Source organism: Geminicoccus sp., from assembly GCF_036263595.1.
GTDB lineage: Bacteria > Pseudomonadota > Alphaproteobacteria > Geminicoccales > Geminicoccaceae > Geminicoccus.
The window spans coordinates 1-6,057 of sequence record NZ_DATAGQ010000123.1; the positions used below are offsets into that span (position 1 = coordinate 1).

General features: G+C 63.7%; 8 protein-coding genes. 4 read left to right on the plus strand and 4 right to left on the minus strand.

What is annotated here, in order from left to right; translation table 11 throughout:
- The first annotated feature begins 6 nt into the window (after positions 1–6).
- Positions 7–99 (plus strand): hypothetical protein, encoded by a 93-nt coding sequence (locus VHL31_RS26940; RefSeq protein WP_414653618.1) that lies wholly within the window; start codon positions 7–9, stop codon positions 97–99.
- A 301-nt stretch (positions 100–400) separates the two neighbouring features.
- On the plus strand, positions 401–985 hold the full coding sequence (locus VHL31_RS11470) for a hypothetical protein (protein ID WP_329661347.1): 585 nt from the start codon (positions 401–403) through the stop codon (positions 983–985).
- Positions 986–1,013: 28 nt separating this feature from the next.
- Here VHL31_RS11470 and VHL31_RS11475 read toward each other — a convergent pair whose 3' ends face one another.
- Together VHL31_RS11475 and VHL31_RS11480 are read right to left on the minus strand one after the other, a co-directional pair.
- Positions 1,014–1,412, minus strand: a complete 399-nt coding sequence (locus tag VHL31_RS11475; RefSeq protein ID WP_329661348.1) for a hypothetical protein — start codon at positions 1,410–1,412, stop codon at positions 1,014–1,016.
- Entirely contained in the window at positions 1,396–1,980 is a 585-nt protein-coding gene (locus VHL31_RS11480; protein ID WP_329661349.1) for a hypothetical protein, read from the minus strand. Before VHL31_RS11480 ends, VHL31_RS11475 begins: the two co-directional genes overlap by 17 nt.
- On the opposite strand from VHL31_RS11480, the gene VHL31_RS11485 reads away from it, so the two are divergent.
- A complete protein-coding gene (locus VHL31_RS11485) occupies positions 1,970–3,547 on the plus strand; it encodes a hypothetical protein (protein ID WP_329661350.1) in 1,578 nt (525 codons plus the stop codon). The two genes, VHL31_RS11480 and VHL31_RS11485, sit on opposite strands and share 11 nt — an antisense overlap.
- A 75-nt stretch (positions 3,548–3,622) precedes the next feature.
- Here VHL31_RS11485 and VHL31_RS11490 read toward each other — a convergent pair whose 3' ends face one another.
- Positions 3,623–4,234: a TetR/AcrR family transcriptional regulator gene (locus tag VHL31_RS11490; RefSeq protein ID WP_349262415.1), complete on the minus strand. Its 612-nt coding sequence runs from the start codon at positions 4,232–4,234 to the stop codon at positions 3,623–3,625.
- 159 nt (positions 4,235–4,393) lie between these two features.
- Here VHL31_RS11490 and VHL31_RS11495 point away from each other — a divergent pair, with 159 nt between their 5' ends.
- Positions 4,394–5,155, plus strand: a complete 762-nt coding sequence (locus tag VHL31_RS11495; RefSeq protein WP_329661352.1) for an SDR family NAD(P)-dependent oxidoreductase — start codon at positions 4,394–4,396, stop codon at positions 5,153–5,155.
- 242 nt (positions 5,156–5,397) lie between these two features.
- Here the strand turns inward: VHL31_RS11495 and VHL31_RS11500 are convergent.
- Positions 5,398–6,057, minus strand: a 660-nt coding sequence (locus VHL31_RS11500; RefSeq protein ID WP_329661353.1) for an acyltransferase family protein, incomplete at its 5' end; no start/stop codon positions are given.

Here is a 6,057-nt window from a genome sequence, read left to right on the forward strand (position 1 = left end):
GGGCTGCTGCAGGCTTGGATAGACGACTACAACAATCTCCACCCACACTCGGCGCTGCGCTTCCAATCACCCGCCGAGTTCCGCAAACTCAGTGCTTAACCCAACCCTGGCTCTGTCCGGCCAAACGGGGTGCACTCCACAAGCCACCCAGAATAGCTATGCTTGAATCGCCTGCTGTAAGCCATGTTAGTACGTCTGCCATTAGCGGTCCCTGTCTTCTCCTGGCGCTACAAACACCCCATCGCTGTTACGCTGCCAGCATGACCTCCCAGGAACTCGAAACCTTCTGCACGGAGCTGAACGGCGGCTATCCGACCGGCCAAGCTGTTCCAACTTGAGTAGTGTCACGACAGCCCGTCACTGTACGGGCTGTTCTTGTCGGGAGCATGAGCCAGTCCAGATGGAATTCTACTCGTCAATCGTCGAGTTCATCGAACAGCATCCGAAGACGGTCGACGTCTTGTACGCTCTAGGTGCTGCGGCTGTGGGAGGATGCGCCATATTATGGAAGCAGCTCAGGACGAAGGAGCCACAGAAAAAGGTCTTCGAACAAGAACCTGCTACCGAACAGGCACCGACGGCGGAACGGTCACCGATTGCAGAACAACCCGCACGTCAGGAGCGGGAGTTTGTTGGTCCAAACGTCACGCTCGATTACTTAATGGATCTCTATAAAACTCGGCAAATGACTGTTGAGTCTGAAAGGCTAGTTCGTCCATATATCGGTAAATGGATGACATTCAGCGCTGCAGTTGATGACGCCCGAGTGGGCGGCAACACATATTCTCTTCCGATGGTTGTATTTGAACTCGAACATGATGAGAAAAGTGTACTAGGTCGCAGGGCGATCCCATTTTTTGATCGAAGATACCGCGGCAGAGTTGAAACTCTAATGAAAGGTGAGATAATAAATGTAAGAGGCTACATCGATAGTATGTCCATAAATTATATCCAATTTGACCACTGTGGAATCGTAGATAATTGAAGCGTATCCTCGGTGGAGCCATTCGAAACTAGCTTTGGCAATCTTTACTGCTGGCGCTGTCTTTCAAAGTTGCTGCTTTATGATATAGTTTCTGTGTATGACGACCGATCAAAGGGTGCTCGCCATCCTCGGAGAGCAGGAACGTGAGCGAGAAACTGGAAAGAAGATTGCGGGCATTGTTGCCATCATCGTGATACTTCCCGTCGTTGCTTTGGTGGTGTGGGCGATGATTACAATTGGGACCGCATAAGTCTCTTTCCTCACTATGGCCGCCAAGAAGCGAAAGAAGGCCCAGCAACCCAAAGAGCGGGTTCTCGTGGCTCCTGCCGCCGAGGATGCTAGTACCGCCAACGAGCCGGTCATCAACGATAGTTTCAGCTACGTTATCCCTAAGGATGCGGTGCTTGGGGTCAGGTCTTGCATCCACGCACGATCCCCCGCCGCGGCAGGCCTCTAGCCGCAATTAGACCGTCGGCTTTCGGGCAAGCCCAGCCAATAGCACCGTACTGCGTCCCCCCGACCAATGCGACATACCGCTCCGCCGACCGCGCAACGACACCCGGCCCGTCCCGCAGCAGCTCCTGGCCCAAAAAGGCGCCATAGATCCTCTCGTACGACCAGGGCGCTCGGCGTTCCACGACCCGCCGCACCTCGCCCGCCGGCAACGGCATCATGTTGGGATAGCTCCACATGAACGTCACGCGCCTTGCCCCGGGCGTGACCTGCACGATGTCGCCGGCCAGCAGCACGCCCTGGCCGTCGGCGGCACCGGACCAGTGCAGCACGGTCCCGCCCGCAAAGTGCCCGCCAGCCCGGATCAGGGTCGCGCCGGGTACGATCTCCAGCGTGTCGCCTTCCCAGAGCCGGATCGACGGTGACGGGTGCATGATCCAGGCACGCTCGGCCTCGTGCAGGTAGACAGGAGCCCAAAAGGCGGCGGCCCAGTCCTGCATGGTCGCATGGCAATGCGGATGGGAGACCGCGATGGCGCGCAAGCAATCCATCGCCTGGACCATCCGGGCCGAACTCGGCAACCCGTCGAGAGGCGTTCACGCAGACGAGGCGTCGGTCACGGGCATGGCGGGAAGCGACATTGACCGGAATGCCGGCGTCCAGCCAAGCTGGAAGAAGCCGCAACGCGCGGCGGCTGTTCAATGGTCGCATCCGCGAACGCATGCAGCTTGCGTGGGTGCCCCGCATGCCTTTCGATGGTGCATCGTGATCGAGCGCTGGCCGGCACTTTGCCGAGGCGCATCGGCGATCGTCCGGCCGGCCGGCGGCACGCGGTCGGACCTCCTGGCGTTCCAGGATCGGGCCGTGGCCAGGCTGCTCGCCCAGGCCGGCCGCCATGTGCCGTACTATCGCGGCCTCCTCGCCGACGCCGCCGTCCCGATCGGGGACATCCGCGGCGCTGCCGACCTGGCACGGCTGCCGGTGACGACCAAGGACGCCATCCGGCGTGCGCCACCGGCCGACCTGCTCGACGAGCGCGTCGACCCGGCGCGGCTGGTCTCGATCTCCACCACCGGCTCGACCGGCCGGCCGTTCCGGATCATGAACGCCTGGATCGAGTACCGCATCCTGCATGCCTTCCGGTTGCGGGCGCATCGGCAGTTCGGGCGCCGGCTCGGCGACCGGTTCGCCGAGATCGACCAGCCGGCCGGCCGCCACCCCAACGACCGCAAGCTGATCGGCAACCTCATCCGGGCGGCACGCCTGGAAAGCCGGATCCAGCTCAGCCTCTACGACCCGCCGGACGTCCTGCTGGATGCGCTCGACCGGTTCGCGCCGGACATCGTGACCTCCTATCCCAGCGTCCTGCTGCGGCTGGGCCACGAGCTGAAGCGTGCACCGCGTCCCCGCGTCACGCCGCGCTTCCTGATCACCAACTCCGAGGTGCTGCCGACCCGCGCCAGGATGGAGATCGCGGACGCGTGGCGGTGCCCGGTCTACGAGTTCTACGACTGTCACGAGTGCAACCTGATCGCCTGGGAGTGCCCGGCCGGCCACGGGCTGCACTGCAACGAGGACGTGGCGGTCGTCGAGGTGCTGCGCGACGGGCGTCCGGCCGAGGTCGGGCAGGCCGGCGAGGTGGTGATCACCAGCCTGCACTCCCACGCCATGCCGCTGATCCGGTTCGCCTTGGGCGACGTCGCGGTCCGTGGCCCGACGCCCTGCCCTTGCGGCCAACCCTTCGCCACCCTTCTGGCCGTCGAGGGCCGGATGGTGGACTTCTTCCGCTTGCCCGGCGGAAGCTGGCTGCATCCCTACCGGCTGATCGAGAACCTCGACCGGGACGGCGCAGACTGGGTGCGGCAGTACCGGCTGGTCCAGGAGCGCGAGGACCGGATCGTGTTCCAGGTCGTTCCGGCCGGCGGGTTCACGCCGGAGCGGCTGGCCGCCTTCGTCCGCTACGCCACCGAGGCAGTCGGGCCGGCCGTGGAGGTCGAGGCCAGCCTCGTCGACGACCTGGACACAGGTCCTGGCGGCAAATTCCGGCCGGCCCGCTCCCTGATCGGCGGAAACCATCACGCTCCCGATTGGGACCGGGTGGGCCCGTAGGACGAGAGCGCCGCATGATCCCGATGGAAGCGGTCACGGCAGCGCCGAGCGTCGCCCTTCCCGCCCCCAAACGGTCTAGGACGGCTGTTCCGAAGGCGGGGAGCGACCGGCAGGCCAGGTGGCAAGCGCCTGCTCGGCAACAGCCTCCAGCATGTCGCGGCCAAAGCCGGCCTTGGCCTGCACCGCCATGCCGTGGGTGACCGCCATCACGAAGGCCGCCAGGGCATCAGGCCTGGCCGTCTCCGGCAAGTCGCCCTCAGCCCTGGCCCGTTCAAAGCGTTCACGAAGCTGCGCCTGGCCAGCCGCGCGAAAATCCAGCAACGCTCGTCGCACAGGTTCCGCTTCATCGGATCCGGCCAGCGCTCCGTTGATCACCAGGCACCCCGCATGGTCGGGATAGCGCGTGTTGAGGTCGGCTGCATGGAACAGGATATGCGCAGCCACCTGGCGCGCCGTGGGTAGCTCGAGCGCCTCTGGGATGTACCCCAGGTACCGCTCGCCATAGCGCTCCAGGGCACGCTGAAACAGCGCTTCCTTGTTGCCGAAGGCGGAATAGAGGGCGGGTCTCTCCACGCCGGTAGCCTCGGTCAGGTCGGCGTAGGAAGCCCCCTCGTAGCCCTTGCGCCAGAAGACGCACAGCGCGGCGTCGAGCGCCTTTTCCACGCAGAACTCGCGACGGCGTCCCATCGGCTCAGCCAAGCTTTTCCATAACGGCCGTTATTAAACTGCTTGACAGCCCCTGTCTACATTTCATACCGATCGTTATCGTAATGACCGTTACGCAATGGGGCGAAGTCGCCCGCCGGGATCAGGTGACGTCCTGGTCGCGTACCGAAAGGGTTTCTCATGTCGAACATCCTCCAGGGCAAGGTCGTCCTGATCACCGGCGGTTCGCGCGGCCTTGGCGCTGCCACGGCCGAAGCGTTCGCGGCGCAGGGCGCGGACGTCGCCATCAGCTACGCCGCCAGGGCCGACAAGGCCGACGCCGTCGTGGCCAAGCTGAAGGCCAAGGGTGCCCGCGCGATCGCGATCAGGAGCGATCAGGCCGACCTGTCGTCTGCCAAACCATTGATCGATGCGGTGATCGCCGAGTTCGGCAGGCTCGACATCCTCGTGAACAATGCCGGTATCGCGATCCAGGGCCAGCGCGTCGACGACCCCGAGTTGGACGGCGACAAGTACAATCGCCAGTGGCAGGTCAACGTCCTGGGTTCCATCGCCAATACCCGTGCGGCGGCACCCCGGCTGAGCGACGGTGGCCGGATCATCTTCATCGGCTCCCTCCTGGGCTCCTACGTCCCCTTCCCAGGCGTGGCGGACTATGCCGGCACCAAATGGGCGCTGGCCGGCTACGCCAAGGGCATCGCGCGCGACCTGGGCCCCCGCAACATCACCGTGAACGTCGTCCAGCCCGGCATCATGCCGACGGACATGGCAGCCGACGTCGCCGGCGAGCTTCCCAACCGCGACGCCATCCTCGACATGCATCCGATCCGCCGCATCGCGACCCTGGAGGAAGTGACGGAAACCATCTGCTTCCTGGCCGGGCCGTCGGCCGGCTACATCAACGGCGAGACCGTCAACGTCGCCGGCGGCTTCGGGATCTGAGCGCCCTGGATCAGGCGAGGATCGGAGGCCTTGATTGACCTCCGCGCGCATCCGCTTGCCCGGCGAGACGGCTGTCAGGACCGCTTCGAGGCTCCCTGGCAGCCGTCCAGGCTGGGGCGTCGCCATGGATCAGTGATCACCCGTGCTTCAGGTGCTCCTTCCCAATCAGGCAGGGTACTGATGAATGGCAGTCATCTTACTCGTGACAGATTCCATGCCGGCACGCGAAGCAAGACCTGGCTTCATCCGCTGGTCACTGCTGACTGAACATGACGACGTCCGAATCTGGAACAGCGCCGCATCAGCGGCAGTTCGACATGCCGCCGGATCAGGATGGCCGCTACAAGGGAAGCGAGCAGCGCCAGGGTCGCATAGATGCTGAACACGGTGACTGGCAGCACATCGAGCCAAGGGTTCAGTTGCAGGAATGCGGCTTTGGTAAGACTGAGGACCAGTGGATGAAACAGGTAGAGAGCATAGGAAGCTCCTCCCAGAACCAGGGCGCATCGTCCGGCATTGCCCGTCCTGGGCGGATAGACGGCAAGCGCCACGGCGACGACCGCCACCGCGGGAAGCCCGGCCTTGGCGATCCGCAACCCTATCCCCGCCTGCATCAGGATGATCGCGACAAACAGGCATGAGGCGCCGATCGCAACCAACATGATCCGGTTGAGCCCGAAGCGCCGCGTGAGTTCGCCCAGTCCCATTCCCAGGACGAAATCCAGCATGACCGAATCGGCAAGGAAGCTGGAGAGGGCGGTCTCGTCGCCGAGGAATTTGGCGGCAAGGAATGCACCGATCATGGTGAGGCCGACCAAGCCCAGGCCCAGAGGGAGCAGCAGGCCCAGCGTGAAGACGAGATAGAAGAACATCTCGTAGTCCAATGTCCAACCGACGCCGAC

Coding starts and splice junctions, on each gene's coding strand:
- VHL31_RS11470 (WP_329661347.1), top strand. CDS start 401: ATGGAATTCTACTCGTCAATCGTCGAGTTCATCGAACAGCATCCGAAG.
- VHL31_RS11490 (WP_349262415.1), bottom strand. CDS start 4,234: ATGGGACGCCGTCGCGAGTTCTGCGTGGAAAAGGCGCTCGACGCCGCG.
- VHL31_RS11495 (WP_329661352.1), top strand. CDS start 4,394: ATGTCGAACATCCTCCAGGGCAAGGTCGTCCTGATCACCGGCGGTTCG.
- VHL31_RS11485 (WP_329661350.1), top strand. CDS start 1,970: ATGGCGCGCAAGCAATCCATCGCCTGGACCATCCGGGCCGAACTCGGC.